The organism is Mesorhizobium sp. WSM1343, assembly GCF_055901535.1.
The window spans coordinates 3024338-3047581 of sequence record NZ_CM148370.1 but is presented as its reverse complement, the minus strand read 5'-3'; the positions used below and the strand labels follow the sequence as shown (position 1 = coordinate 3047581).

The following is a 23244-nucleotide window of genomic DNA, read 5'->3' as shown; positions in this document are numbered from 1 at the left end:
TGAGGTCCGCGCGGCTGCCCAGTTCCTTTTCACCCTTTCAAAACGGATGCACGATCCCACGACACAGGTTATGTTGCCCCGTCTGGCCGAAATCATCGAAGGGGGCATGACATGCAGGCAATGCCGATAGCGCATCAAGCCGCGCAACCCGTGCGCCCCATATCCTCCCTGGCCGGCTATCCGGCCGCCGTCCTGTGCTGGCTGCTTTCGGCCGGTGTCTATATCGCGGCCAAATGGGTGGCGCCTGAAATGCCGCCCTGGGGTCTCTGCTTCTGGCGGCTGACGCTGGCTTGCGCCATCCTGCTGCCGATCGTGCACCGTCATCACGAGGCGATGATCAGGCTTTTGCGAACGCGCGCCGTGGAGGTCGTCGCGGTGGGGGCGATCGGCCTGACGCTATGCCAGGGTATGATCTACCACGGCCTCAACCACACCGACGCCACCACGGCCGGTATCATCATGGCGCTGTCGCCGGTCATGACGATGGTGCTCGCCCGTTTCGTGCTTGGCGAGCCGCTCGGCCTGTGGAAGTCGCTTGGCGCGCTGGTTGCGCTTGCCGGGATGATTTTCATCGTTGCCCACGGCAACCTGACGGCGCTGCTGCAACTCAAGGTCAACGCGGGCGAGCTGTGGATCGTCGGCAGCGCGTTCTGCTGGGGCCTCTACACCGTGCTTTTGCGCCGTGCCAAATTCAGCATCGAACTTCTGCCGATGGTCGTGCTGCTGCTCGGCGCCGGTGCGCTGGTCGCCTTGCCTTTCCATCTGTGGGAATTGTTCAACGACGAACGCTCCGCCATGAACCTCCACAGCCTTCTCGCGCTCGCCTATCTGGCAGGCCCCGGCGGCGCCCTGATGTACTATCTCTACAACAAAAGCGTGCAAACGCTGGGTGCGAGCCGGGCAAGCATGCTGCTCTACCTGCAGACGGTGTTCGTGGCCGTGCTCGCCTATCTGCTGCTCGGCGAGGGCTTGCACGATTACGATCTGGTCGGTGCGGCCTTCATCGTCGCCGGCATCGTCCTTGCCACCGGGGTCAGGCCAGCTCAACCACGCGTGGCGTAGACATCTTGCGGGTGACGGCTATATTCAGCGCCGGCCGCATTGGCGTTTGGTGAGTCACCATCGCGACAGCCAGAGGCCCCCTCTCAATGCCGCTTGAAATACTGCACCTCCTTCTCGTGCTTCTCCGCCGCCTCGCGCGTATCGAACGTTCCGAGGTTGCGCCGCTTGCCGGTCTTGTCGTCCTTCTTGCGCGAATACAGCCGGTATTTGCCGTCCTTGAGTTTTCGGATCATCTCGCTCTCCCTGGCTAGGATTGGCCCTGATCGAGGTTTCCGCTTGCCGGGCGGCCCGGCCTGCCGACCAGCGCCTGCGCCTTGTCGCCATGCTCATCCCCCGGTTGTGTCAGGGATCAACGCCGTTCCGATCCAAATGATCCACCCGTTCGAAGGCGGCACTCTACGGCGCCCCCCCTCTGGCCTGCCGGCCATCTCCCCCACAAGTGGGGAGATTGGCAGCTTTGGCGTCGGCGCTTTCTGGCAACGTCGAAATTCGGCGAGCGCCAGCCAAAACGCAAAAACCCGCCTGGGTGGCGGGTCACTGGCGCAAATCAGCACCATAAGCAAAAATGTAGCATAGCTGCCCTCACCCGTCAAGAAAAAATTCCTATCCATCGATGCAAGCTGCCTGCCGGCGGCCACCAAGGCCAGCGGCGCAATTGCGGTGGCAGCCGACATTCAACGCAGTAAATTCAGATCCAACTTGACGGAACATTAGCCAAAGCTAATTGTTAGTGGATGCGGCAGGTGGTGCCCTCCATCGCCTGCCGAAGATCGGCCCTCCGATCGGCCCGCGTCCTCCGCCAGAGGCGCGGGCTTTTCGTGCCGATCAGCCGTCGCAGCCTAGCCGGCATTTTTCGTCCTCCGACTATTTCGCCAGTCCCTCATCGGGGTTTCGCCGCCCTTTGGCCTTGAGGCTGCGCGCGGCTTGCTCGACCGCGGCGCGGTCGTTGCCCAGGCGGTCGAGCAGTTCCTGTGCCTCGTCGCCGGAGATGCCGGTGCGCACCGCCAGCGCCTCGACCTCCAGCACGTCGGAGCTGGCGATCTCGCCGGTTTGCGCATCGTCCGCCGTCAGCGGCAGGGCTCCCTCGCGGTCGATCTCGGCCTCGGCCTGGTGCCAGTGCCGCTCGGGGTCGCCCTGCATGCGGCCTTCCCGTTCCCAGATCTGGTAGGCGCGCTCGCGAATTCTGTCGTCCCGGTCGTCGCTCATGGTCAGTCCTCCTTGGGGTCAGGGTTGAACGCCGCGCCAATGCGGACGCTCCGGAAAATCCGCGCGATCGGATCGCCATGCCGGCGGCGCGCGGGGGCTACTGGCATTGCCGTCTCGGGCCGCCGGAATAGGGCTGGTAGGAGTTGTCTTCCGGGCGGTAGGAGCGGTAACGGCTGAAGCAGGAATCGACATGGTCGGCCGAAAGCGCTTCGCCGTCATCGTCGGCAAGGTAGACGCCAAGGCCAGCGCCGTTTTCCCCGCCATCGGCGGCCGGCTGGCCGGCCTGACCGGCGGCTTCGAGATAGGGCGAGATGCAGGGGCGCAGCTGCCCGCTGTAGGAGAGATAACTGTTGTCGTCCGGATGGTAGGAGCGATAGCGGCTGGCGCACCAGGCGAGATGCGGACGCGGCAGGTCGGTTGCCTTGGGCGCAATGGCGCCGGTGACCGTCGGGTCGGGCGGCGTTTCCGGCGGTTTGGCGGGGATGTCGGGCGGCGCCGGCTGGGCGGCCGGCAGGCGTTCGAGGCCCTGCCCGGCTTTGTTCACCGGCCGCGCCTTCTTGGTCCACAGCTCCGCCACGCTGACGGTGGCCGTTGCCTGGCGCGGCGGCTTTGCGGCAAGCAGCCAGGCGGCGAAGCCCAGTCCGCTGCCGAAGACCGCAAGGGTCAGCACGAAGCCGCAGACCAGTCCCAAAACCGCTTTCACGACACGCTCCTTCAGTCCCTGCTCATAGAATGCGGGGCCTCAAGGCTGGTTCCAGAAAAACGCTGGCGCGCGCGCCGGCGTTGCCGCCGGGCGCAGCCGCCAAGGGAGGCTCAAAACCCCGCCCAGACACAGTTCAGAAACAATATTCAACAGTTCGGAAAAACTGCCGAAAAGATCGGATGGCATAAGCATCCCACAACAACTGGAAAAATGGCCGTGCCGGGCAATGCCCGGCCTGGACGGGAAAGTATGGAAATGGATCACGGTGTCGATGTCGCCGAACTGGACGCGGAACGATCGGGGCTGGAAAGCGGCCCGGCAGGTGTCGATGCGCTGGTAAGAACGGCTCCCGCGACAGCCAGGCGCGGGCAAATCCTGACGGGCGCCGACTTTGCCCGCCAAGGCTTGCCCGGCGAGCGGCTCGACACCGTCTTCGAACAGCTTGCCGAGATGTTCGCAGCGCTGCCGGCGGTAATCTCCGACGGGCGTGTCTGGACCTATCGTGAACTGGACAGGCGGGCCAACCAGTTCGCCCGCCTGCTGGTCAAGCGCGGCGTGAAGCCGGGCGACCGCATCGGGCTCATCCTCGACCGCTCGGCGGAGACCTATGTCGCGCTGCTCGCCGTGATGAAGGCGGGCGCTGCCTTCGTGCCGCTGGCGACCGCGTTCCCTGAGGAGCGGATGGCGCTCATCATCGAAGACGCCGGCGTCAGCCTGATCGTCACCATCGCCGCCTATGCGTCGCGCGCCGGCCAGCTGCCGGTCCCGCATCTGCTGATCGACAGCACTGCTGCCGAAATCACCAAACAGTCCGACGCGCCGCTGAAGCCGCATGCGAAGGCCGCTTCAGCGGACGACACCTGCTACATCCTCTACACGTCGGGCACCACCGGCAAGCCCAAGGGCGTCGTCATCAAGCACCAGAGTTTCGTCAATTTCATCCGCGTCGCCGCCGCCTCCTACGGCTACCGGCCGGGCGACCGCGTCTACCAGGGCATGACGATCGCCTTCGACTTTTCCTCCGAAGAAATCTGGGTGCCGTTCGTCGCCGGCGCGACGGTGGTGCCCGCTCCTGGCCAGATGCCGCTGGTGGGCGAGGAACTCGCCGATTTCCTGCGGCTCCATGACATCACCTGCATCGCCTGCAGCCCGACGCTGCTGTCGTCGATGACATCGGATGTGCCCAGCCTGCGCACGCTGCTGGTGGGCGGCGAGGCCTGTCCGCACAATCTGGTGGTGCGCTGGTCGAAGCCGGGGCGGCAGATCCTGAACACCTATGGCCCGACCGAGGCGACCGTCACCGCCACCATGGGCGCGCTGACGCCGGACAGTCCCGTCACCATCGGCGCACCGCTGCCGACCTACTCGATCGTCATCCTCGACGCTTCGCTGCCGCAGCTCGCCGAACCCGGCGAACTGGGCGAGATCGGCATTGCCGGCATCGGGCTCGCGGTCGGCTATCTCAACCGGCCCGACCTGACCGAACAGAAATTCATCGCCGATTTCGTCGGCCTGCCGAACAACCCGTCGAAGCGCATCTACCGCACCGGCGACCTTGGCCGCATCAACGACCAAAGCGAGATCGAGTATAACGGCCGCATCGACACCCAGGTGAAGATCCGCGGCTACCGCATCGAGCTCGGCGAGATCGAGGCGGTGCTGCTCGACCAGCCCGAGATCGCTCAAGCCGCCGTCACCACCTGGGAGATCGAGCCCGGCCGCGTCGAACTCGTCGCCTATTTCGCAGCGAAGGCCGGCCAGACGGCGATCTCGCGCGCGGACCTCGCCAGGACGATGAAGCGGCGGCTGCCGGACTACATGGTGCCCTCCTATCTCGAGGAGCTGCCGGCGATCCCGATGACCGTTTCCAACAAGGTGGATTTGCGCCAGCTGCCGAAGCCGACAAGCGTGCGGCTTTCGGGCGATCGCGCCATGGTCGCGCCCAACAATGACGACGAGCGTTTCCTGGCCGACGCGCTGGCCGCGGTGCTGAAATTCGACGAAGTGTCCGTCGAGGACAATTTCTTCGACGATCTCGGCGCCAACTCGCTGCTGATGGCGCATTTCTGCGCCCGTGTGCGCACCAGGAAGGAATGGGCGACGGCGTCGATGCGCGACATCTATCTCCACCCGACCGTGGCGCGGCTGGCGCTGCATCTGGGCGTAGTGGACGAGATGACGACGGCCACCAACGAACCCGTCCTCACGCGGCGGGCCTCCAATCTTGCCTATTGGACCTGCGGCGCCGCACAGCTGATGTTCTACGGGCTCTACAGCTATGGCGCCCTGTGGGCGATCAATGGCGGCCTCAACTGGATGTACGACGCGCTCGACGATCCGCTGCAGCTCTACATCAGGTGCGTGGCGCTTTCGGCCGCCGTGTTCTTCGGCATGTCGGGTTTTGCCGTCCTCGCCAAATGGGTGCTGGTCGGCCGCTGGAAGGCGGAAGAGTTTCCCATCTGGGGCGTGCGTTATTTCCGCTTCTGGGTGGTCAAGACGTTGATCCGCACCGCGCCCGTCGTGCTGTTCCGCGGCAGCCCGCTCTACAGCATCTACCTGCAGCTTCTCGGCACCAGGCTCGGCAAGAACGCCGTCATCGAATCGAAATCCGTGCCCGTCTGCACGGATCTCATCTCGATCGGCGCCAACACCATCTTGCGCAAGGAATCGATGATCCTCGGCTTCCGGGCACAGTCCGGCTATATCCACACCGGGCCGCTGACCATCGGCCGCGATGCCTTTGTCGGCGTCGGCTCGACGCTCGACATCGACACCAGGATCGGCGACGGCGCCCAGCTCGGCCATTCGTCCTCGCTGCACCGCGGCCAAAGCATCCCCGACGGCGAACGCTGGCATGGCTCGCCGGCCGTGCCGACCACGGCCGACTATTGCAAGGTGCGCAATGTCGATCCGTCCAACATCCGGCGCTTCCTGTTCGAAGCGGTTCAGCTGATCGGCCTGTTTGCCATCGTCACCCCCTTGCCGCTCCTGTTCCACAGCTATTGGGAAAATGTCGGCGACGACTACCAGGAAACCATCGGCGTCGTCGCGATCGGCACCACGGTGACGCTGATCGGCTACATGGCCGCATCCTTCCTGGCGGCGACGCTGGTGCCGCGCCTGGTCAGCCTGCTGTTGAAGCCAGGCCGCACCTACACGCTGTACGGCTTCCGCTACTGGCTGCAGACCGTCGCTGAATTCTCCAGCAACTCGCGCGTGCTCGGCCTGCTGGCCGGCGACAGCTCGGCCATCGTGCACTACATGCGAGCGATCGGCTGGAACCTCAACAAAGTGGTGCAGACCGGCTCCAATTTCGGCTCCAACCAGCAGCACGAAAACCCGCTTCTGTGCGAGATCGGCACCGAGACCATGGTGTCGGACGGGCTGTTCATGATCAACATGCACAAATCCGCCGCCGCCTTCAGGCTCGAGCCGACGAGAATCGGCGAGCGCAACTATCTCGGCAACAACATCTACTATCCGCCGGACGGCCGCACCGGCGACAACGTCCTGCTCGGCACCAAGGTGATGATCCCCATCGACGGGCCGCTGCGCGAGAATGTCGGGCTTCTGGGTTCGCCTGCCTTTGAAATCCCGCGCATGGTGAACCGCGACAAGGAACTCATCGCCGGCATCGACGAGGACGACCGGCGCCGGCGCATCCCGTTGAAGAACCGCCACAATCTGGTGACGATCCTGCTGTTCGTGGCAACGCAATGGGTCATGCTGTTCGCCACGCTGGCGATCTGGGACCGGGCGCTGAACTACTACACCGAATGGGCTGAAGTCGCACTGTTCGTCGCCGTGCTGCTGACCTCGGCGATCACCATTCCGTTCTACATCTTCGTGGAACGGGCAAGTCTTGGTTTCGGCAGGCTGAAGCCGCAGATGACGACGATCTATGACGTCGCGTTCTGGCGTCATGAACGCCACTGGAAGCTGGCGGATTCGCCGATCGTGCGGCTGTTCGCCGGCACGCCATTCCGGCCGATGATCCTGCGCATGCTGGGCGTCAAGATCGGCAGCCGTGTCTATGACGGCGGCAGCAATCTGACAGAACGCTCGCTGGTGGAGATCGGCGACGACGCCACCCTCAACGAGGGCTGCGTCATCCAGGCCCATTCGCTGGAGGAAGGCGCCTTCAAGTCCGACTTCATCCGCATCGGCAAGGGCTGCACGCTCGGACCCTCCGCGTTTGTCCACTACGGCGTCGTCATGGGCGAAGGCTCGGTGGTCGATGTCGACTCCTTCGTCATGAAGGGCGAAGAGCTGGAGCCCAACTCGATCTGGCGCGGCAACCCGGCCAAGCTGCATCGCTTCGTCGAGCCGATCACCGAGTCCTCGGCCAAGGCATCGGCTTGAACACCGAGGACATCCGTCTCGTTGCCGTGACCAGGGCCAACCGCGCCCTGGTCGCGGCCCTGGAACTGGCTCCGGAGCAGAGGGATTTCGTCGCCAGCAATTCGGAGTCCCTCGAAGAAGCCGAAACCGACGAAGACGCGCGGCCGCGCGCCATCATGGCCGGGACCCGTGTCGTCGGTTTCCTGATGTACGATGCGTCGGACAACGAGGCGCTGGTCTACCGCTTCATGATCGACCGCGCCCACCAGGGCAAAGGCTATGGCAAGGCCGCATTGCGCGCCTTGCTCGACGAGATCGGCAATCTCGACCATATCAGGGAGGTTTCGATCTGCTACGAGCCCGAGAACGAGGCCGCGCGCCACCTCTATCGCGGCGCCGGCTTCGTGGAACAAGGCATCGACGAGGACGGAGAAATGATCGCCGTCCTGCCGATGGTCGATCGTTGACGCCGCCCGCTGCGAATTCATCGGAGGAAACGACCCTGTTGGAGGCTATGGCCGCGATCGCGCCGAGCGGTGTCCGGATCGGATGCCGCCTGATCCGCGAAGGCGATGAAGCCCATCTGCTGCCTGGGGAAGCGCATTCCATCGCCGCGCGCCAGCCTGGCATGCGGCGCGCCAGCGGCGCGGCCCGCTGGATCGCGCACGGACTGCTGGCGGAGCTTGGCGTCGGCGACGCCGCCATCCTGCGCACGCCGTCCGGCGCGCCTGTCTGGCCCGAGGGAATAATGGGTTCGCTCGCGCACGACGACGACATGGCGGTAGCGGCGGTTGCACCGGTTGGCGATATCGCCTCGCTCGGCATCGACGTCGAGCCCGCGCAGCCTCTCCCGGATGACATTTTGGCGCTCGTGACAACACCCGCGGACCGCACCGACGCAGCCGACCGGCATCTTGCCGGCCGCATCCTCTTTGCCGCCAAGGAAGCCGTCTACAAGGCCGTCTATCCGCTCGATCGCGAGGTGCTGGGCTATGAGGACATCACCGTCGACCTGAACGCAGGCTGTGCGACGACGAAGACAGGCCGCAAGGCCAGGCTCGCCTACTGCGTTGCCCCGCGCGTGGTGGTGCTGGCGTTTGTCGAGAAAGACAGGGGTTAGCGCGCAGTCCTATTCGCCAACGATCTCCGTATACGCCCTCACCTCGCCATCGAGCCCGCGCAGCCGCCAGTTCTCGCCGTCCCGTCCCTCGACATGGCAAGGTCCGATCGGCACCTTGCCGCCGCCTTCCGGCAGGTCGAGCACATAGACGGGGTTGCAGATGCCCGACAGCCGCGCGCGCAGCGCTTCAGCCAGCGCCTGCCCCTGCGCAATAGTCGTGCGCCGGTGCGCCATGCCGCGCGCGAGGTCGCCATGGTGCAGGTAATAGGGTTTGACGCCGAGGCGATACATCAGCTCGCGGCAGAGCTCCTCCAGCGCCTCGACGCTGTCGTTGACGCCTTTGAGCAGAACGCTCTGGTTGAGCAACACGAAGCCGGCTTGCCGCAGCGTGCGGCAGGCGGTTTCCGTGGCCTGAGTGATTTCCCGCGCGTGGTTGAAATGGGTGACGATGGTGACCATCAGCCGGCCCTGCAGGGCCGCAACCAGCCCCGGCGTGATGCGCGACGGCAGCGCCACCGGAACGCGCGTGTGGATGCGCAGCAGCCGCACATGCGCGATCGCTTCGATGCGCGCGCGGATTTCGGCCAGCGCCTTGTCGGGCAGCGACAGCGGATCGCCGCCGGTCAGGATCACCTCGCGGATTTCGGGATGCTTGGCGATATAGGCCAGCGCCGGCTCCAGCGCCTCGCGCGTATAGCCCCTGCCGATCGAGGTCAGAGATTCCTTGCGGAAGCAGAACCGGCAATAGACCGCGCATTGATAGGTCGGGAACAGCAGCACCCGGTCGGCATGGCGATGCGTCAAGCGCGGCACCGGGCTGAAGTCATGGTCGGCGATCGGATCGTCGAGTTCGCCTTCCACCTCCTGCAGTTCTTGCGGAGAGGGGATGACCTGCGCCCGGATCGGATCAGCCGGGTCGTTCCAGTCGATCAGGTCGAGATAGGCTTTGGGCGCGCGCACCTTGTGGTTCGCCGCCGCGGCCTGGGCGGCTGCGCGCTCGGCTGACGACAGCGGGAGGCGGTCAAGGTCGCGGACGTGGCGCACGCCGGCGCGGACGTCCGCCTGCCAGGCGGTGTCAGGATCGGCGGAGCGTGCATCGTGGAGGTTCGTGTCTGAAGTCATCAGGGTTCTCGGGGCAGTTTCTGGCGGAGCTATCGGCCGGATGGCCAGGCGGGTCAACCTTCTGGGGTGGTCGCCGCCATCAAATCCACCGCCTGCAAATCCGTAGGTATTTAGCCAAAATGGCACTATTCTGCGCAGTCTGGGCTTCAGGGAAAACGAATGGACTTCAGCACAGGCCATGGTTACCTGCTCATCGGCGGCCTCATCCTCGTCGGTACTGGGCTGCTCATCCTGTCGCTGATCGTCAATCTGCGCGTCGCCCACAGTGTGCGCGACGACGTGCGTCATCGCGAAAAGCTGCTGGAATACTACCGTAACATCTTCTCGCAGTTGGGCGTGATCCTGATCGGCATCGGCGTGTCGCTGTTCATCTTCTTTTTCCAGCAGAATTACCAGGACCAGCGCAGACGCGAAACGGATCTCCAGCAGGTTCTGGCCAAGCTGGCGGCGCGCATCGCTCGCGGCGCTCCCCTCGTCGAGTCACTTGGCGAATTCGACGCGCTGCTGGATGACGGCGGGGCCTACGTTAGTCCCGAACTTGGTGGAACCAACGCCGCCATCGGCGCGCAGGGAGCGGAGCTTGGCAAGCAGATCCGCGAAATCCTGCTGGTTGAGCGCGACGTCGACATCCGGGACTTCGACATCCTCAACCTGTCGCGCGATTTCGAGTCGTCGTTCGTCGTCAACGAGCTCGATCCGACGCTATGGTTCGACATCGTGCGCGACGAGAGCGAGATCAAATATGCCATCACCCAACTCACCCTCGACTACAAGGACCTGCAGGATGCGATCGGCGGCGAGCCGATCGAGGTTGCGATCGCCAATCCTGAAACCGAGCGCAAGATCAAGCACGAGGTGCTCGACATCTTCTACGATGCCGACCTCTTGCGCCAGCGCAGCAGGCGTTTTCTCGGCCGTGCGTGCTGGCTTCTCAGCCACGGACGCAGCTTTGTCAGTCTTGCGCCGGTCGACGCGATCGAAGCCGACGCGACGTCACATCAGGAATGGATCGACAGATCTAAGCCCTTGCTGGCACAGACGAAATCGGGCAACGGCGATTGCTTCAAACTGCTCCGATACGGCCCGGCATCCTGACTCCCGGCGGGACCGGTCGATTTGGAAGTCAGTCCCCCACACGTTGCAGCGTGCCGAGATGATTGTCGTCGAGAAAACCTACAGTCATGGCCGACGCCTTGCCGTCAGCGCCGACCACGAAACTTACACCCGAGGGGCTGTCCGGCGTCTCCGCGTCGGGGAAGGTCAGGAAAAGATCACCGTCGAAATGCCTCAATGAATAGGACCGGCCGGCGGCCGGGCCTACCTTGAGTACAAGGTCGTCTCCCGCTTTCGACACAATCGCGTCGCCGATGAAGTCGTTGGCGTACCGGCCAGCATAGACACTGCCCGGCCCGGCTCGCCGTGACGGAGACGGCGGCGCGGCATAGGCGGCCTTGGCCGCCGCGACCGCCGGACCGAACAGGCCCGCATAGATATCATTCCACGCCTTGACCCAGTCCTTCTCGACCTTACCGTCGAAGACGAGATCGGCGAAGCTGTCGGACAATCCCTCCGGCAGGCCAGTCGGAAAGGCGTTGGCGACGATGACTATGCCCAACCTCTCCTTTGGGAAGACTGTCACCAGGGTACGCGCGCCGACGCTGAAAGCGCCGGCGTGGCCCCAGCTCAGGCCGTGTCGGCCGAATTCGACATTCCAGCCGAGGCCGTAGAACGATGCGCCGCCGGAGACGGGGTTGTTGCCGCGCGCTATCAGCGGAACATGCGTCTGGCTTAGCGCATCGGCGGCAATCAGTGTCTTGCCGGCATAAACGCCATTGTGGAGGATGAGGCGCACCCATTGCGAGAGGTCACGTGCCGTAGAGCTGACGCCGCCGGCGGGCGCCTGCGCATCCGGATCGCGCTCTATCCTCGCTGCCCAGGCGCCATCGACCTTGACGTGAAGCGCGGCGCGGTTGGTTCGCTTGACGAAGTCCGAATGGCGGGAACTCGTGGAGGCCATGCCCAGCGGACGGTAGAGCTTCTCCTCGGCGACCTGCTCCCAGGGCTTTCCCGTCGGTGTCGCGGCTGCCACGGCACCCTCTGTCAATCCGAAATTGCTGTAAGAATACCCGGCCCGAAAGCTCGACGATGGCGGCACGAACCGCAGGCGATGCAGGATCTCGACGCGGTCGTAGCCAATGTCCTCGAGGTCGTCTCCGGCGGTGCCTGGAAGCCCGCTGCGATGCGAAAACAGGTCACGGACGGTGAGCTGGCTTGCCGGATAAGGATCGGCCAACCTGAAGGCCGGATCGAGATCGGCGATCTTCGAATCCCAGGACACGATCCTGTCGCTAACCAACGCCGCTACGACGGTGGCGGAAACCGGCTTGGAAAGGGAGGCGATCTGGAACACCGTGTCGGCGTCGACGGTCTCAGGCTTGCCGGCCTCGCGATGCCCAAAACCCTTGAGGAAGATCACCTCGTCATCGCGCACGACGCCGATGGCGAGCCCGGGCACGGCACCGTCTGCGACGGCGGCTTCGGCAAGCGCTTCGAGCTTCGACAGGGCAGCAGTGATGCGCTCGGGCGTGAGGGTATCGGCCGGCGCCGCGTGCGGCCAAAGCGCCATTGCGGCGATGAAGACCCAAACCCTCCACTGACAGAGATTCCGATTCAGCCGCATGCACAAGCCTCCTCCCAGGAATTCACATGACCATGATACAGGCCCGCACGGGTGAGGCCAGCCCTTCTCGGGCGGCTCACGCCGCGAGCCGGATTCATCGGCCGCGCCGACGACGTCAGCTTCAGCGCCGCGCTCCTGTTCCTACCGCCCAGTGGCGCCCGCCATCGCAACAAAGGCGCTCTCGATGGTCTCGAAAGCCAGCTCCGGATACAGCACTCCGGCTTCCGGCGTGGCCGTCTCGAGCGCGGTCTCGCCGCGTATCCAGAATGCCCGCAGCAGTCCGAGCCAGGGGGCTGACGCGATCATCGCCTCAAGCTCCGCCGCACTCTGAGGCACGATATGCGGCGAGCGGCCGCTCACCCGGCGCCACAGATCGATCATTTCGTTCTGGGTGATCTTGTTTCGGGCGATGCGGATCTCGCTGCGGATGGCATTGGGGTCGTTCAGCGCGCGCAAGGTGACGGCGGCGATGTCCTTCTCGCTGACGAACGTCGCCGGCACATTGCCGTCGCCATAAAGTGTCACCTCTTCGGGCGGCAAGGGCGACGAGCCGAAGCGCATCAGATCGCCCAGCGTCGCCACCCATGTCGAAAAGAAGCCATTGGTGTAGATCACCGTATAGGGCAGATCGGCCTCCTTGATCGCGTCGAACACTGCTCGCTTGAGGTCGAGTGGCGGGATCGAGCCCGGTGCGGCGGCGGCGAGGTCGAGGCCGAAGCCGGCGGAAGGCACATAGCGGGAAACGCCGGCATCGCTCAGCGCCCGCACCAGCGTCATCTCGCTGGCCGAATGCACATGCACCGAGCTGATGACGCGGTCCACCGCACCGGCGGCGCGGACAAGGCTGTCATAGTCGTCGAGATCGCCGACGTGGATTTTGGCGCCGAGCTCCTTCAGCGAACGCAGGCGCTCTTCATCGCCGGGTGTTGCCGGACGAACCAGAACGTGCAGGCGATCGCCATTGCGGGCGCTGGCCTTCGCCATCTCGCTGCCCAGCAGCCCCGTCGCGCCGATGATCAGGGTGCTGGTCATATCGACCTCCCGTTGCGCAGGATGGAGCCGTCCCAGTCGCGCTCGAATCCGATGTCGTGCAAGCGATGGTTCGAGAAACGTGAAACTTGGCGCAGCATGCGGCGGCGCTCGACGACTGCAGAGGCTCTGAGTGCAAGACCGCTCGTCGCGGCGCTGATGGATTCGAGAATCGGTTTCATGGTTCGTCTCCTGTGGTTCAGTAGGCGCAAGCGTGCCGACGCCGTCCGCAAGGGGACAAGCATGACGATTGCTCACACTGTTTCTGGTCGTTCAGCGCAGCGGCGAGGTGGGAAAGCCGATCAAGATCCGCTGCTACCCCTATAGATTGGACATTTCCGGGCTGGACGACAAACGACTCTTTGTGCATGATTTGTGAGCAACGCTCACAGGTGGACCATGCCGCGCAGACTGCCGCCCCTCACTGCCTTGCCCGCCTTCGAGGCTGCCGCCAGGCATCTGAGCTTCTCCAAGGCTGCGGGTGAGCTCAACGTCACCCATGGCGCGGTCAGCCGCGCCATCCGCAACATCGAGGACAGACTGGGCATCCAACTTTTCGATCGGGGAACGAGGTCCGTGCGCCTGACGTCGGTCGGCGCGGCCTACGCATCGGAAGTCAGGACGGCGCTGGACCAGATCGCCGCCGCCACCATCGCCGCCACGCCCGACCGCACGGCAGGCATCCTGAATGTCAGCACATCGGACGGTTTTGCCGGCCGCTGGCTGGTGCCGAGGCTGCATCGCTTCCACCGCGCCAACGCCGACATCGACGTGCGGCTGTCGACCTCGGGCGTGCTTTCCGATTTCGTCAGCGACGGCATCGACATCGCCATCCGCTATGGCAAGGGCGGCTATACCGGGGTGACGGCGGAGTTTCTCGCTGATGAAGAGGTCTTCCCGGTCTGCAGCCCGGAACTGCTGCAAGGCGAACATCCGCTGCGCCAGCCCGGGGATCTCCGGCATCACAAGCTGATCCACGACGCCTTTCGCATCGACTGGGCAACATGGCTGCAACAGGCCGGCGTGGACGGCATCGATCCCAAGCGCGGCGTGCGCTTCGATTCCGCCACCTTCGCCGTCGAAGCCGCGGTGCATGGCGAAGGCGTCTTGCTCGGCCGAAGCGCGCTGGTCTCGGCCGACCTCGCTGCGGGGCGGCTGGTTCGTCCCTTCGATCTCGCGCTGAAATCCGCCTCGCGCTACTACGTCGTCTACCGTGACGGCGCGCTGCGCCAGAAAAAGATCAAGGCGTTCCGCGACTGGCTGTTTGCCGAAGTGGCCGCCGACTGGGTCGGTGCGACGAAGGATGGCTGATGCGGCAAAGGTTCAATTTGTGAAAGGCACCTCTTCGAGGTCTAGCCCTGCACTACTCCTTCGCGCGAAAAACTTCCGGCACGACGAACACTTCGTCGGCCCGGCCATAGCCTCCGTCGGCGACCTCCTCGACCAGCACCATCGTGTAGGGGCGTACGCCCTCACCGAAAAAGTCGACGAACATCGCGGTCGTTCGATGGATGAGGTCTTCCTTCTGCGCTTTGGAGAGGGCCGCTTGCGGTAGCTTGATGTTGGCGAATGGCATGATGTTTCCTTAGCTTTTCGAGTGTGGAAGTCAGGCAGTCAGGAGAGCCAAGCCGGCCTGGTTGCCGCCTCAGACCACGCCGCCATTGGCGCGGATGATTTGCCCGTTGACCCAGAAGCTGTCCGGACCGGCCAGGAACGAGACCAGCCCGGCAATGTCGTCGGGCTGGCCGAGCCGGCCGAGCGGGATCATCTTGCCGATGGCCTCGATCTGCGCCTCGCTCTTGCCGTCCGTGAACAGCGCGGTCTCGATCGGTCCGGGCGCCACCGCGTTGACGGTGACACGGCGCGCGCCAAGCTCCTTGGCCAGGATGTGGGTCATCGCCTCGACACCCGCCTTTGTGGCGGCGTAAACGCCGTAGCCCGACTGGTAGAGACCGACGACGCTGCTGGAAAAATTGATCATGCGGCCGCCGTCGCGAAGCCGGCGCGCACCTTCCCGCATGCCGCGAAACACGCCGCCGAGATTGATCGCGATCTGGGTGTCGAACGAAGCATCGTCGGTCTGCGCGATCGGCGAAATCTTCATGATGCCGGCATTGTTGACGAGGATGTCGATGCCGCCGAACGCCTTCTCGCCGGCGTCGAACAGCACGGCGATGCCGTTCGGATTGGCGATATCGGCCTGCACGGCGATCGCCCTGCCGCCGCCGGTCTCGATCGCGCGGACCAGTTCTTCGGCCTCCGCGCGGCCCCGTGCATAGTTGACGACAACGGCGACGCCGTCACGGGCGAGCCGCTGTGCGATGGCGGCGCCGATGCCTTTGGAGGCGCCGGTCACGATCGCGGTTCTGGTTTGATTTGTCATCGAAGTCTCTCCGCGTTGTTGGTGACACGGATATAGGCCAAGCCGAATTCCGGATAATCATCCACCCATTGACATCACTATTCGGGAACTGCGAACAAAGAGCATGGATCGGCTGGACACGATGCGGCTCTTTGTTCGCGTTCTGGAGCGGCGCAGCTTCACCGCTGCCGCGGCCGATCTCGGCCTGCCGCGCTCAACCGCGACGGAAGCCATCCGGCGGCTGGAGGAGCAACTCGGCGCGCGGCTGCTGGAACGAACGACGCGGCAGGTGAACGCCACCCAGGATGGTGAAGCCTACTATCGGCGCTGCCTGTCGATCCTGGCCGAGATCGAGGATGCCGAGGCCGCCTTCCGCAACGCCGAGCCTTTCGGCCTGCTGCGCATCGACGCCAGCACGCTGCTCACCCGCACATTCCTGTTGCCGCGCCTGCCGGAGTTTCTCGACCGCTATCCCCGCATCGACCTGCAGATCGGCCAGAGCGACCGGCTGGTCGATCTCGTGCGTGAAGGCGTGGACTGCGTGATCCGCGTCGGCGAGCCGCCCGACAGCGGCATGATCATGCGGCGGCTCGCGATGATCCGCGAGATCACCTGCGCCAGCCCCGCCTATCTCGAGCGCCACGGCACGCCCGCCTCCCCCGATGCGCTCGACGGTCACCAGGCGGTGGGCTTTGTCTCGTCGCGCACCGGAGAGACCCTTCCGTTCGAATTCACTGTCGCCGGCAATATCCGTGAGGTGCGGCTGCCCGGCCGCGTCACCGCCAACAATTCCGATACCGCCGCCGACCTGGCGCGGCTTGGCCTCGGCCTCATCCAGGCGCCGCGCTATCGTTTCGAGAAGGATCTTGCCGATGGGACGCTGGTCGAGGTGCTGGCTGATTATCCGCCATCGCCGACGCCGCTGTCGGCGCTCTACCCGCAGAACCGTCAGCTCTCGCCGCGCCTTCGCGTCTTCCTCGACTGGGCCTCGCGCATCTTCGCCGAGGCAAACCTGTAGGCTGCAAAACGCGCCACTCGCGATCAACTCGGCTTTGCAAACCCGGCCAGGGACGCATAGCCGCGTACCACGCTCTTGCGTTCTTCGCGCGAAGCGACGGCGTCGATGTCATCAAAACCATGCGGCGCCCGGGCCTCGACCATGTCTATGACCGCTTCCGGTCCGCCTTGCCGATTGGCGAGCACGATGGCCGATGTGGCCGGCCGCCGCTCCCCGTCATACCGTGTTAGCGCGGCTTCGACGGTCGGTCCTGCGGCCAGATGCATCGCAAGGCAACCAGCGTCGAGTATTGCCTGGCTGGCTCCGTTCGACCCCACCGGGTACATGGGATGCGCCGCATCGCCGAGCAGCGTCACCCGCCCGAACGACCATCGTGGCAGCGGGTCGCGGTCGCAGTTCGGATATTCGTAGAAGCCATCCGTTGCCTGGATGATCGAGGCAGGGTCGACAAAATCAAGCTGAAACCGGTCACGCACGAAGGGCAGCACATCGTCGATCACGCCCGGGCGGCTCCAGTCGCCGGGACGCAGCGGTGATGTGCCGCTATCGCCGGTATTGGCCATCACCGCCCAGTTCGTCAGCCTGGTCTCTTCGCGATCCGGCTCGATCGGATAGTAGACGAACTTGGCGAAATTGCCGCCGGCAACCGCCATGGTGCGTCCGTCGCGCCACACCGGCCATGGCGTGGCGCCGCGCCACAGCATCGTGCCGTTCCAGATCGGCGGCCCTTCTTCGGGATAGAGCACGGCCCTGACGGCGGAATGAATCCCGTCGGCGCCTATGAGCAGGTCGCCATGGGCCTCGCCGCGCGAGCCGTCATGCCGGCGGAAATGCGCCACGACCTCGCCCTCGTTCTGCTCGAAGGCATCGACACGGCTTGCCGTGCTGATGACGTCGCCGCCAAGCCTGTTCACCACGGCCCGGTGAATCAGCCCCAGCAGCCGGCCGCGATGAATGCTGATTTGCGGAACCTCATAGCCGGCATCGATGCCCCGCAATTCCTGCCATACGATCTGGCCGAAGCGGTTGGTGTAGACAAGCTCGCGTGTCCTCACCCCCTCCGCGTCGAGCGCCGGCATCAGCCCAAGCCCGGCCAGCGCCTTGACAGCGTGAGGCAGCATGTTGATGCCGACGCCAAGTTCGCGGATGTCGTCGGCCCGCTCGAAAAGTTCGACCTCGATGCCTGTCTCATGCAGGAACAGAGCAGTGGTGAGGCCGCCGATACCGGCCCCGGCGATCAATGCTTTCATCAGTCACTCCCTTGCCGTGAAAAGTCCCCCCGAGCCGGTCAGATGCCCGTCGACTTCGCGACGTCACGGCGATGCGCGTGGCCGGGGATATTCGAGTTGCATGGCGACGAAGTCTGCCGTGCGGGCACCATGGCGGGCAGCGATGGCACGCAGCGTTTCGTCCAGGACTTTTGCCGGTCTCCAGATGGCTTGACGACGAGGCTACCGGCGTTAGGTTTCGTCCGAAATGACATAAATCGGGCGAATACTGCCATGCGCAGGCACGTTGCCGTCGTCGTTCACCCCGGTTTCCAGCTTCTGGATGCGGCCGGGCCGACAACCGTCTTCGAGATTGCGGAGCGCTGCCGCCCGGACAGCTATGAGTTGGTTTTGCTGTCGCCCGGCGGCGGCGACGTTGAAAGCTCCTCTGGCCTGAAGCTTCTCACCAGACCTCTGCGCGACGGCCCTTTCGACACCGTCATCGTATCGGGCGGCGAAATCATCCGTTCCATCGAGGCGATGGAAGAGATCGTCGCCTGGTTGAGGCGGGTGCCGGCGCGGCGCACCACCAGCGTCTGCACCGGCGCGTACCTGCTGGCACGGGCGGGATTGCTCGACGGCCGCCGCGCCACCACGCACTGGGCCAGCAGTCACGACTTCCACCGCCGCTACCCGAAGGTCAGGCTGGATGCCGAGCGTATTTTCATCAGGGATGGCGACATCTGGACGTCGGCCGGCATCTCGGCCGGAATAGACCTGGCGCTTGCCCTCGTCGAAGATGACCTTGGCGCTGAAGTGGCGCGCCGCACCGCACAGCAGATCGTCATGCACCAGCGCCGGCCGGGCGGCCAGTCGCAATTCTCGGCCTTCGTCGAGCTGGGCGGGCGAACCGGCCGCTTCGCCGCGCTGATCGAGTGGGTGCGGGCAAACCTGGCCGAACCGCTGACCGTCGAATGCCTGGCCGATCACGCGGCCATGAGTCCCCGCAACTTCGCCCGCGCCTTCAAGTCCGAGACCGGCTTCACGCCGGCAAAGGCGGTAGAGCGCATGCGCCTCGAGACGGCCCGCACGGCGATCGAGACCAGCCATCTCCCGCTTGAGCGCATCGCCGAAGCCGCCGGTTTTGGCGATCCCGGACGCATGCGGCGCGCCTTCCTGCGTACCCTTGGCCAGCCGCCGCAGGCGTTTCGGGCGGCCGCCGAACACAGGGAGCTTCAGCCGGGGCGGCCAAGCAGCGGCTCTGCCGGCTTAAGGGCCGTTCCGGTCCAAAAGCGGACAAAAGCGAATGAGCGCACTTGATCCAGACCGAAGTTTCACGAAAATCGACCCAAAGCCGGTTGCTGCCATTCAGTGCGCCACTTTCGGCCTGTTGGACTGGATATTGCGGCGCCTGGCCTAATCGCCGCAGATGACGAACCGGATAGCCATTATGAGGAGACTGTTTATAACGGTCGCTGAAATCGCGATGACCAAGGGGAGACGATGCGCTACATACGTCCGCTTTCAATAGAAGATGCCGTTGGCCAGTTGGCCGGGTCGGCTGGTACGGCCGCCATCCTCGCGGGAGGCAGCGACCTCCTGGTCAGGATGAAGGGCGGCTTTGCCGAACCAGAGTTGATCGTCGACATCAAGGCGATCGATGGCTTGAGCGAGATCCGGGAGACGGCTGAAGGCTTCAGCATCGGCGCCGCGGTCCCTTGCGCCGTCCTGGGAGAGAACACCGCCCTCAAGAAGGCATGGCCTGGTGTCGTCGAGGCGGCCAAGCTGATCGGCTCCAAGCAGGTGCAGGGCCGCTGCACCATCGTGGGCAATCTCTGCAACGCCTCGCCGGCTGCCGACAGCGTGCCGGCGCTGGTTGCCGCCGGCGCCAAGGCAGTGGTCGTCGGGCCGGCGGGCCGGCGCACGATCCCCGTCCAGAGCGTGCCGACCGCGCCGGGCAAGACGTCGCTGGCCAAAGGCGAGATCATCGAGGCGATCCTGCTCGACAAGCGCGAGCCGCGGTCTGGCGATGCCTATCTGCGTTTCATTCCACGCACCGAGATGGACATCGCGGTGGTCAGCGCCGGGGTGAACCTGACGCTCGACGAGCACGGTGTCGTCAAATCGGCCCGCGTGGCGCTGGGCGCCGTGGCGGCGACGGTGCTTCTGGTTGAAGAGGCCGCGGAGGTGCTCGTCGGCTCCAGGCTGGACGAGGCGACGCTGGAGCGGCTCGCCAAGGTCTGTGCGGGCGCCTGCCGTCCCATCGACGACAAGCGCGGCACTATCGAATTCAGACGAAAAGTTGCGGGTGTGCTGGCCCAGCGGGCCGCCACATCAGCCTATGCACGTGCAGGAGGCAAATGATGGCTGGAATTGCAGTTTCAACGACAATCAACGGCGATGCTGTCGAGTATCTGTGCCAGCCCGACGAGACGCTGCTCGACGTCCTGCGCGATCGGCTGGGGCTGACGGGCGCCAAGGAAGGCTGCGGCACCGGCGACTGCGGCGCCTGCTCGATCATCCTCGACGACCGGTTGGTGTGCTCATGCCTGGTGCTCGGCGCCGAGGCTGAAGGCCGTCGCGTCGAGACCATCGAGGGCATGGCGCATGGCGATACGCTGCACCCGCTGCAGCAGAAATTCCTCGAGCACGCCGCATTGCAATGCGGCATCTGCACGCCGGGCTTCCTGATCGCGGCCAAGGACCTCCTGGCCAAGAACCCCAACCCGACCGAGGAGGAAATCCGCTTCGGCCTTGCCGGGAACCTCTGCCGCTGCACCGGCTACGACAAGATCGTGCGCGCCGTCCAGGATGCGGCCATCGTGATGAAGGGAGCCTGAGATGAATTTCGATCCACGTTTTTCCGGACGTAAATTCGCCTCCGTCGGCACACGTCCGATCCGTCCCGACGGCATCGACAAGGTGACGGGCCGCGCGCGCTACGGCGCCGACTTCAACATGGCCGGCCAGCTGGTCGGGCGCGTTCTGAGAAGCCCGCACGCCCACGCCAGGATCGTCAAGATCGACACGTCGAAAGCGGAAAAGCTCGCCGGCGTCAAGGCGGTGATCACCGCGGCCGACCTGCCCGACCTCACCGATGGCGATGCCGCCATGTACGACGTCCTCGACAATTGCATGGCGCGCACGAAAGCGCTCTATGACGGCCACGCGGTGGCCGCGGTCGCCGCGATCGACGCCCGCACCGCCAGGCAGGCGCTGAAGCTCATCGAGGTCGAGTACGAGCTTTTGCCGCACGTCACCGATGTCGACGAGGCGGCGAAGCACACGGCGCCCTTGATCAATGATGCCATCTTCACCGAGGGCCTTGAGGAAAAACCGGTAAAACCCTCCAACGTCACCAAGCGCAGCCAGTTTGGCCATGGCGATGTCCATCAGGGTTTCGGGCAGGCCGACTTCATCGTCGAGCGCTCCTTCAAGACCGAGCAGACGCACCAGGGCTATATCGAGCCGCATGCCTGCGTGGCGAATTTCAGTTCCGACGGCACCGCCGACCTTTGGGTGTGCACGCAGGGCCATTTCGTCTACCGCCAGCACTGCGCCCAGTTGCTTGGCATGGAAGCCTCGAAACTGCGCGTCACCTCCTCGGAGATCGGCGGCGGTTTTGGCGGCAAGACCCATGTCTGGGCCGAGCCGGTGGCGCTGGCGCTGTCGCGCAAGGCAGGACGGCCGGTGAAGCTGGTGATGACCCGCGACGAGGTGTTCCGCGCCTCGGGCCCGACCAGCGCCACCTCGATCGACGTCAAGATCGGCGCCCGCAAGGACGGCACGATCACCGCCGCCGAAGCGACGCTGCGCTACAGCTGCGGCCCGTATGCCGGCTCCTGGGCCGAGATCGGCGCCATGACCGCGTTCGCCTGCTACAAGCTCGATAACGTCAAGACGGTCGGCTACGAAGTGCTGGTCAACCGGCCGAAGACCGCGGCCTATCGCGCGCCTTCCGCACCCATGGCAGCCTTCGCGGTGGAAAGCGCCGTCGACGAGTTGGCCAAGAAGATCGGCATGGACCCGGTCGACTTCCGGATCAAAAACGCCGCGCAGGAAGGCACACGGTCCTCCTACGGTCCGGTCTACGGCCCGATCGGCATCGGCCCGACGCTCGAGGCGGTGAAGAGCCATCCGCACATGAAGGCGCCGCTGGGCAAGAACCAGGGCCGCGGCATGGCTTGCGGCTTCTGGTTCAACTTCGGCGGCCAGACCTGCACCGACCTCAACATCGGCATGGACGGCTCGGTCTCGCTTGCCGTCGGCACAGTCGACGTCGGTGGTTCGCGCGCGTCGCTGTCGCTGGTGGCGGCGGAGGAACTGGGCATCGACTATTCTCAGGTCAAGGCGATCGTCGCCGACACGTCCAGCCTCGGCTACAACGACATGACGGACGGCAGCCGCGGCACCTTCTCCTCTTCCATGGCGACGATCTCGGCCGCCCGCAATGCGATTCTGATCCTGCGCGAGCGCGCCGCGCAGATGTGGGACATTGCCGTCGACGACGTGGTCTGGGAAAAGGGCCACGCGATCGCCAAGGGCGAGAAGCACGGCAATCTCGGCAAGCTGTCGCTGAAGGAGATCGCGGTCGAGTCGGGCAAGACCGGCGGGCCGATCGCCGGCCACAGCGAGCTCGTCGCCGATGGCGCCGGCGTCTCCTTCGCCACCCATATCTGCGATATCGAGGTCGATCCCGATACCGGCGCCGCCAGGGTCATCCGCTACACGGTCGTGCAGGACGCCGGCAAGGCGGTGCACCCGACCTATGTCGAGGGACAGTACCAGGGCGGTGCCGCGCAAGGCATCGGCTGGGCGCTCAACGAGGAGTATATCTACGGCAAGGACGGGCGGCTGCAGAACGCCGGCTTCCTCGACTACCGCATCCCGGTCTGTTCGGACCTGCCGATGATCGACACCCAGATCCTCGAAATCCCCAACCCCAATCATCCCTACGGGGTGCGCGGTGTCGGCGAGACGTCGATCGTGCCGCCGCTGGCGGCGATCGCCAATGCGGTGTCGAACGCCGCGGGCGTGCGCATGACGCACATCCCGATGTCGCCGCCGCGCATCCTGGCGGCGATCGAGGCGGAACGGGAATGGTCGAAGTAACGCTCTGGGGCTCGCTCGCCGCGACCGCCGGAGGCAACAGCAAGGTCGAGATCGAGGCCAAGGACATAAGGGAGCTGTTCAGGAAGCTGGCTGAACAGTATCCCGGCCTCGAGCCCTTGATCGACAAGGGCATCGCGGTTGCCATCGACGGGACGATCTATCGCGATACGTGGTCGAAGAAGCTGCCGCAGGGGGCGGAGATTTTTTTGCTGCCGCGGCTGGCGGGGGGATAGGCGGACACATGGCAGGGTAAAAGGTGCACTGTCACCGTAATTCCCGTA

At 64.9% G+C, this 23244-nt stretch carries 22 protein-coding genes; 12 read left to right on the top strand and 10 right to left on the bottom strand.

All coding sequences use genetic code 11. The features are described 5' to 3' along the window. Nucleotides 1-111: 111 nt before the first annotated feature. Nucleotides 112-1062: a DMT family transporter gene (locus AC0NIL_RS14735; protein ID WP_473572165.1), complete on the top strand. Its 951-nt coding sequence runs from the start codon at nucleotides 112-114 to the stop codon at nucleotides 1060-1062. Nucleotides 1063-1145: 83 nt separating this feature from the next. On the opposite strand, the gene AC0NIL_RS14730 is transcribed toward AC0NIL_RS14735, so the two are convergent. The 3 genes from AC0NIL_RS14730 to AC0NIL_RS14720 form a co-directional block, all read right to left on the bottom strand. Beyond that, nucleotides 1146-1295: a hypothetical protein gene (locus AC0NIL_RS14730; protein ID WP_086081318.1), complete on the bottom strand. Its 150-nt coding sequence runs from the start codon at nucleotides 1293-1295 to the stop codon at nucleotides 1146-1148. A gap of 631 nt (nucleotides 1296-1926) precedes the next feature. After that, complete coding sequence (locus AC0NIL_RS14725) at nucleotides 1927-2268, bottom strand: DUF2934 domain-containing protein (RefSeq protein WP_024501694.1); 342 nt, start codon at nucleotides 2266-2268, stop codon at nucleotides 1927-1929. A 97-nt stretch (nucleotides 2269-2365) separates the two neighbouring features. Then, complete coding sequence (locus AC0NIL_RS14720; protein ID WP_473572167.1) at nucleotides 2366-2971, bottom strand: BA14K family protein; 606 nt, start codon at nucleotides 2969-2971, stop codon at nucleotides 2366-2368. A 249-nt stretch (nucleotides 2972-3220) separates the two neighbouring features. Between AC0NIL_RS14720 and AC0NIL_RS14715 the strand changes: the two genes are divergently transcribed. The 3 genes from AC0NIL_RS14715 to AC0NIL_RS14705 are packed head-to-tail and all read left to right on the top strand — an operon-like array spanning nucleotide 3221 to nucleotide 8432. Further along, entirely contained in the window at nucleotides 3221-7333 is a 4113-nt protein-coding gene (locus AC0NIL_RS14715; protein WP_473572169.1) for a Pls/PosA family non-ribosomal peptide synthetase, read from the top strand. After that, nucleotides 7330-7779 (top strand): GNAT family N-acetyltransferase, encoded by a 450-nt coding sequence (locus AC0NIL_RS14710; protein ID WP_198032076.1) that lies wholly within the window; start codon nucleotides 7330-7332, stop codon nucleotides 7777-7779. Before AC0NIL_RS14715 ends, AC0NIL_RS14710 begins: the two co-directional genes overlap by 4 nt. Nucleotides 7780-7826: 47 nt before the next feature. Continuing rightward, nucleotides 7827-8432, top strand: a complete 606-nt coding sequence (locus AC0NIL_RS14705) for a 4'-phosphopantetheinyl transferase family protein (protein WP_275952603.1) — start codon at nucleotides 7827-7829, stop codon at nucleotides 8430-8432. A 9-nt stretch (nucleotides 8433-8441) separates the two neighbouring features. Here the strand turns inward: AC0NIL_RS14705 and AC0NIL_RS14700 are convergent, their stop codons facing one another. Beyond that, the gene (locus AC0NIL_RS14700; RefSeq protein WP_275952602.1) at nucleotides 8442-9554 is read right to left on the bottom strand and encodes a KamA family radical SAM protein; all 1113 of its coding nucleotides are present in this window, start codon (nucleotides 9552-9554) and stop codon (nucleotides 8442-8444) included. 159 nt (nucleotides 9555-9713) lie between these two features. Between AC0NIL_RS14700 and AC0NIL_RS14695 the strand changes: the two genes are divergently transcribed. Continuing rightward, nucleotides 9714-10649 (top strand): hypothetical protein, encoded by a 936-nt coding sequence (locus AC0NIL_RS14695; protein ID WP_275952601.1) that lies wholly within the window; start codon nucleotides 9714-9716, stop codon nucleotides 10647-10649. A gap of 28 nt (nucleotides 10650-10677) precedes the next feature. On the opposite strand, the gene AC0NIL_RS14690 is transcribed toward AC0NIL_RS14695, so the two are convergent. From AC0NIL_RS14690 to AC0NIL_RS14680, 3 genes are all read right to left on the bottom strand, one after another. After that, nucleotides 10678-12234, bottom strand: a complete 1557-nt coding sequence (locus AC0NIL_RS14690; protein ID WP_275952600.1) for a serine hydrolase — start codon at nucleotides 12232-12234, stop codon at nucleotides 10678-10680. A gap of 141 nt (nucleotides 12235-12375) precedes the next feature. Then, nucleotides 12376-13266, bottom strand: a complete 891-nt coding sequence (locus tag AC0NIL_RS14685) for an NmrA family NAD(P)-binding protein (protein ID WP_275952599.1) — start codon at nucleotides 13264-13266, stop codon at nucleotides 12376-12378. Next, nucleotides 13263-13445: a YjiS-like domain-containing protein gene (locus tag AC0NIL_RS14680; protein WP_013530655.1), complete on the bottom strand. Its 183-nt coding sequence runs from the start codon at nucleotides 13443-13445 to the stop codon at nucleotides 13263-13265. The genes AC0NIL_RS14685 and AC0NIL_RS14680 overlap by 4 nt, the downstream gene beginning before the upstream one ends. Nucleotides 13446-13662: 217 nt before the next feature. Here AC0NIL_RS14680 and AC0NIL_RS14675 point away from each other — a divergent pair, with 217 nt between their 5' ends. Beyond that, nucleotides 13663-14574, top strand: coding sequence for a transcriptional regulator GcvA (locus AC0NIL_RS14675; protein ID WP_013530654.1), 912 nt, complete (start codon nucleotides 13663-13665; stop codon nucleotides 14572-14574). A gap of 52 nt (nucleotides 14575-14626) precedes the next feature. Here AC0NIL_RS14675 and AC0NIL_RS14670 read toward each other — a convergent pair whose 3' ends face one another. Beyond that, a complete protein-coding gene (locus tag AC0NIL_RS14670) occupies nucleotides 14627-14839 on the bottom strand; it encodes a tautomerase family protein (protein ID WP_013530653.1) in 213 nt (70 codons plus the stop codon). A 69-nt stretch (nucleotides 14840-14908) separates the two neighbouring features. Continuing rightward, nucleotides 14909-15646, bottom strand: coding sequence for an SDR family oxidoreductase (locus AC0NIL_RS14665; protein WP_024501705.1), 738 nt, complete (start codon nucleotides 15644-15646; stop codon nucleotides 14909-14911). Between the two features lie 103 nt (nucleotides 15647-15749). Here AC0NIL_RS14665 and AC0NIL_RS14660 point away from each other — a divergent pair, with 103 nt between their 5' ends. Further along, the gene (locus AC0NIL_RS14660) at nucleotides 15750-16643 is read left to right on the top strand and encodes a LysR family transcriptional regulator (protein ID WP_275952598.1); all 894 of its coding nucleotides are present in this window, start codon (nucleotides 15750-15752) and stop codon (nucleotides 16641-16643) included. Between the two features lie 23 nt (nucleotides 16644-16666). Here AC0NIL_RS14660 and AC0NIL_RS14655 read toward each other — a convergent pair whose 3' ends face one another. Then, nucleotides 16667-17893 (bottom strand): flavin-dependent oxidoreductase, encoded by a 1227-nt coding sequence (locus AC0NIL_RS14655; protein WP_275952597.1) that lies wholly within the window; start codon nucleotides 17891-17893, stop codon nucleotides 16667-16669. A gap of 252 nt (nucleotides 17894-18145) precedes the next feature. Here AC0NIL_RS14655 and AC0NIL_RS14650 point away from each other — a divergent pair, with 252 nt between their 5' ends. The 5 genes from AC0NIL_RS14650 (at nucleotide 18146) to AC0NIL_RS14630 (ending at nucleotide 23196) form a co-directional block, all read left to right on the top strand. Beyond that, nucleotides 18146-19171, top strand: a complete 1026-nt coding sequence (locus AC0NIL_RS14650) for a GlxA family transcriptional regulator (RefSeq protein ID WP_275952596.1) — start codon at nucleotides 18146-18148, stop codon at nucleotides 19169-19171. 183 nt (nucleotides 19172-19354) lie between these two features. Further along, nucleotides 19355-20215, top strand: a complete 861-nt coding sequence (locus AC0NIL_RS14645; protein WP_027160812.1) for an FAD binding domain-containing protein — start codon at nucleotides 19355-19357, stop codon at nucleotides 20213-20215. After that, nucleotides 20215-20691: a (2Fe-2S)-binding protein gene (locus AC0NIL_RS14640; RefSeq protein WP_275952595.1), complete on the top strand. Its 477-nt coding sequence runs from the start codon at nucleotides 20215-20217 to the stop codon at nucleotides 20689-20691. Before AC0NIL_RS14645 ends, AC0NIL_RS14640 begins: the two co-directional genes overlap by 1 nt. Nucleotide 20692: 1 nt before the next feature. Next, nucleotides 20693-22963 carry a xanthine dehydrogenase family protein molybdopterin-binding subunit gene (locus AC0NIL_RS14635; RefSeq protein ID WP_013530646.1) on the top strand — a complete coding sequence of 757 codons (2271 nt, stop codon included), beginning with the start codon at nucleotides 20693-20695 and terminating at the stop codon, nucleotides 22961-22963. Then, entirely contained in the window at nucleotides 22951-23196 is a 246-nt protein-coding gene (locus AC0NIL_RS14630) for a MoaD/ThiS family protein (RefSeq protein ID WP_013530645.1), read from the top strand. The genes AC0NIL_RS14635 and AC0NIL_RS14630 overlap by 13 nt, the downstream gene beginning before the upstream one ends. The last annotated feature ends 48 nt before the right edge of the window (nucleotides 23197-23244 follow it).

Coding starts and splice junctions, on each gene's coding strand:
- AC0NIL_RS14735 (WP_473572165.1), top strand. CDS start 112: ATGCAGGCAATGCCGATAGCGCATCAAGCCGCGCAACCCGTGCGCCCC.
- AC0NIL_RS14630 (WP_013530645.1), top strand. CDS start 22,951: ATGGTCGAAGTAACGCTCTGGGGCTCGCTCGCCGCGACCGCCGGAGGC.
- AC0NIL_RS14715 (WP_473572169.1), top strand. CDS start 3,221: ATGGAAATGGATCACGGTGTCGATGTCGCCGAACTGGACGCGGAACGA.
- AC0NIL_RS14645 (WP_027160812.1), top strand. CDS start 19,355: ATGCGCTACATACGTCCGCTTTCAATAGAAGATGCCGTTGGCCAGTTG.
- AC0NIL_RS14670 (WP_013530653.1), bottom strand. CDS start 14,839: ATGCCATTCGCCAACATCAAGCTACCGCAAGCGGCCCTCTCCAAAGCG.
- AC0NIL_RS14685 (WP_275952599.1), bottom strand. CDS start 13,266: ATGACCAGCACCCTGATCATCGGCGCGACGGGGCTGCTGGGCAGCGAG.
- AC0NIL_RS14675 (WP_013530654.1), top strand. CDS start 13,663: ATGCCGCGCAGACTGCCGCCCCTCACTGCCTTGCCCGCCTTCGAGGCT.
- AC0NIL_RS14705 (WP_275952603.1), top strand. CDS start 7,827: ATGGCCGCGATCGCGCCGAGCGGTGTCCGGATCGGATGCCGCCTGATC.
- AC0NIL_RS14690 (WP_275952600.1), bottom strand. CDS start 12,234: ATGCGGCTGAATCGGAATCTCTGTCAGTGGAGGGTTTGGGTCTTCATC.
- AC0NIL_RS14655 (WP_275952597.1), bottom strand. CDS start 17,893: ATGAAAGCATTGATCGCCGGGGCCGGTATCGGCGGCCTCACCACTGCT.
- AC0NIL_RS14635 (WP_013530646.1), top strand. CDS start 20,693: ATGAATTTCGATCCACGTTTTTCCGGACGTAAATTCGCCTCCGTCGGC.
- AC0NIL_RS14680 (WP_013530655.1), bottom strand. CDS start 13,445: ATGAAACCGATTCTCGAATCCATCAGCGCCGCGACGAGCGGTCTTGCA.
- AC0NIL_RS14700 (WP_275952602.1), bottom strand. CDS start 9,554: ATGACTTCAGACACGAACCTCCACGATGCACGCTCCGCCGATCCTGAC.
- AC0NIL_RS14660 (WP_275952598.1), top strand. CDS start 15,750: ATGGATCGGCTGGACACGATGCGGCTCTTTGTTCGCGTTCTGGAGCGG.
- AC0NIL_RS14725 (WP_024501694.1), bottom strand. CDS start 2,268: ATGAGCGACGACCGGGACGACAGAATTCGCGAGCGCGCCTACCAGATC.
- AC0NIL_RS14730 (WP_086081318.1), bottom strand. CDS start 1,295: ATGATCCGAAAACTCAAGGACGGCAAATACCGGCTGTATTCGCGCAAG.
- AC0NIL_RS14665 (WP_024501705.1), bottom strand. CDS start 15,646: ATGACAAATCAAACCAGAACCGCGATCGTGACCGGCGCCTCCAAAGGC.
- AC0NIL_RS14640 (WP_275952595.1), top strand. CDS start 20,215: ATGGCTGGAATTGCAGTTTCAACGACAATCAACGGCGATGCTGTCGAG.
- AC0NIL_RS14650 (WP_275952596.1), top strand. CDS start 18,146: ATGCGCAGGCACGTTGCCGTCGTCGTTCACCCCGGTTTCCAGCTTCTG.
- AC0NIL_RS14695 (WP_275952601.1), top strand. CDS start 9,714: ATGGACTTCAGCACAGGCCATGGTTACCTGCTCATCGGCGGCCTCATC.